A 2717-nucleotide genomic window follows, 5' to 3' on the forward strand; every position below is an offset into this window, starting at 1 on the left:
CCCCTCCGATTAATTAAAAGTTAAAAATTAAAAATTAAAAATTAAATCTCACAATTTTTAATTTTGCATTTTTTTTTAATTTTGCATTTTTAATTTTTAATTGATTAAGTTGCTCCCCCATCCTCCCCATCTCCTCCGCTCCCCTGCTCCCCCGCTCCCCATCCTTCCGACTCATCAGAGATCGATATCTTTGCAAAAACTACACAGTTCCTTGACGCTGACTTGGGGATTATAGGTTAACGTAGAAATTTGATAACGGCAAAGGCAAGTAACAACAGCCTAGCCCTTAGAGTTAAAGTGTCTGTGAAGGGAAAATCAGATGACGGAACGCAAGCGAGCGCTAATCACCGGTATTACAGGTCAAGACGGCTCCTATTTGAGTGAATTGCTGCTAGAAAAAGGATATGAAGTTCACGGTATTATCCGACGAAGTTCAACCTTCAATACCGATCGAATTGACCATATCTATGTCGATCCCCACAGTGAAAACGCCCGTTTATTCCTACACTATGGTGACTTGACCGACGGTACTACCCTGCGCCGGATTTTAGAAGAAGTCAAACCCGTAGAAATTTATAACTTAGGTGCTCAATCTCACGTTCGGGTTAGTTTTGACGCTCCAGAATATACCGTTGACGCAGTGGGTTTAGGGACACTACGGCTTTTGGAAGCAATTCGCGACTACCGACACCGCACAGGGATCGAAGTGCGGTTCTATCAAGCGGGTTCTTCTGAGATGTATGGTTTAGTACAGGAAGTCCCCCAGAAAGAAACCACACCATTTTATCCGCGCAGTCCCTATGCTTGTGCGAAGGTTTATGCTCACTGGCAAACTGTAAATTACCGCGAATCTTACGGGATGTTTGCGTCTAACGGGATTCTGTTTAACCACGAATCGCCCCGGCGTGGTGAGACCTTTGTAACTCGAAAAATTACTCGTGCTGTGGCTAGGATTGTAGCAGGAAAGCAGAAAAAACTTTACCTCGGCAATCTTGATTCTAAGCGCGATTGGGGCTATGCTAAGGACTACGTGAAGGCGATGTGGCTGATGTTACAGCACGACGAACCTGATGATTATGTAGTGGCTACTAATGAAACCCATTCTATCCGGGAATTTCTAGATAAGGCATTCAATTGTGTCAATTTAGATTGGCACGAATATGTTGAGTTTGACGAACGCTATTTGCGTCCTGCCGAAGTGGAACTGTTAATCGGCGACTCAACTAAGGCGCGCCAAAAGTTGGGCTGGGAACCTTCTGTTACTTTTGAGGAGTTGGTACATTTAATGGTGGACTCTGACATCAAAGCTTTAGAACAGCAACTTCGCGGTTCTGGCAACGGTTTTGATTAAGTTCTGCACCCTTGAAATGAATTAAAAGTAGGGTAGACATTGACCGCCAAAATATCTATAATTTAGGTAAAAAAATAATTTTGGTCAATGCCCACTCTACAGCTTGTACAAGCAAATTGCTCTTCAATTGAGGATAGAAATATGACTGGGTTAGATTTGAGCGAGAAGCGGATTCTGGTTACGGGCGGGGCTGGTTTTTTGGGTCGTAATGTGATCGATAGACTTGTGAAAGCAGGGGCTAATCGTGACAAGATTTCGATCCCGCGCTCGCATGATTTTGACCTCAGAGTGATGGAAAATTGTCAGCGTGCTGCCGAAAACCAAAATATCATAATTCACTTAGCTGCTCACGTCGGTGGCATCGGTTTAAATCAGCAAAAGCCTGCTGAATTATTTTACGACAATTTGATGATGGGTGTTCAACTAATTCACGCCGCCTATCAAGCAGGAGTTGAAAAATTTACCTGTCTCGGTACTATTTGTGCTTATCCCAAGTTTACTCCCGTACCTTTTAAAGAGGAGGATCTTTGGAATGGCTACCCGGAGGAAACTAATGCGCCTTATGGAGTTGCAAAGAAAGCTTTATTAGTTCAATTGCAATCCTATCGCCAGCAATACGGGTTTAATGGTATTTATTTGTTGCCTGTGAATTTATACGGCCCGGAGGATAATTTTGACCCGAAGAGTTCTCATGTAATTCCAGCATTAATTCGGAAAGTACATGAGGCACAGCTAAGAGGTGATAAAGAGTTACCAGTTTGGGGTGATGGTAGTCCTACTCGCGAGTTTTTGTATTCCCTGGATGCAGCGCGGGGGATTGTGATGGCAACTCAGTCATATAATGACTCGGAACCTGTTAATTTGGGAACTAATCATGAAATCTCAATTAGAAACTTGATTAATCTCGTATGTGAGTTGATGGGATATGAGGGGGAAATAGTTTGGCAAACTGATAAACCGAATGGTCAACCGCGCCGATGTTTGGATACGGAAAGGGCCAAAAAGGCGTTTGGCTTTACTGCTGAAATGGACTTTAAGGAAGGATTGAAGAAAACGATTGAGTGGTATCGGCAACACGCTGTGTAAGTTTCCAATAAAACCCGGTTTTGTGAAGGAACCGGGTTTTTTTTAGATGATTGTGGAAGGGAACTTAATTTAGCAGTAGAAAGAACTTTTGCCAATAACTTTCACCCTAATTGAGCGATAAATTCATCATTGGAGAAAAACATTGGTGACAAGTTAAGAAGAGCGCTCGAAAGTCAAGAGGGACTTTCTCTAAAAGCTCAAACGTGTGAAACTCAGACTGGATGAGTCATCTAGCCCCGGTGAATCCCCATGAGCCGAACCCGAAAAACTAATAGAGACC

Annotated in this window: 2 protein-coding genes; both read left to right on the forward strand. The window is 43.1% G+C overall.

Annotation, left to right across the window (positions count from 1 at the left end):
* Positions 1 to 319: 319 nt before the first annotated feature.
* Positions 320 to 1351: a GDP-mannose 4,6-dehydratase gene (gene gmd / locus PN499_RS10650; RefSeq protein ID WP_272031831.1), complete on the forward strand. Its 1032-nt coding sequence runs from the start codon at positions 320 to 322 to the stop codon at positions 1349 to 1351.
* A gap of 141 nt (positions 1352 to 1492) precedes the next feature.
* A complete protein-coding gene (locus PN499_RS10655) occupies positions 1493 to 2437 on the forward strand; it encodes a GDP-L-fucose synthase family protein (protein ID WP_272031832.1) in 945 nt (314 codons plus the stop codon).
* Positions 2438 to 2717: the final 280 nt, after the last annotated feature.

Origin of the sequence: Kamptonema animale CS-326 (assembly GCF_028330895.1) — a bacterium.
In the GTDB taxonomy this organism is placed as follows: Bacteria; Cyanobacteriota; Cyanobacteriia; order Cyanobacteriales; family Microcoleaceae; genus Kamptonema; species Kamptonema formosum.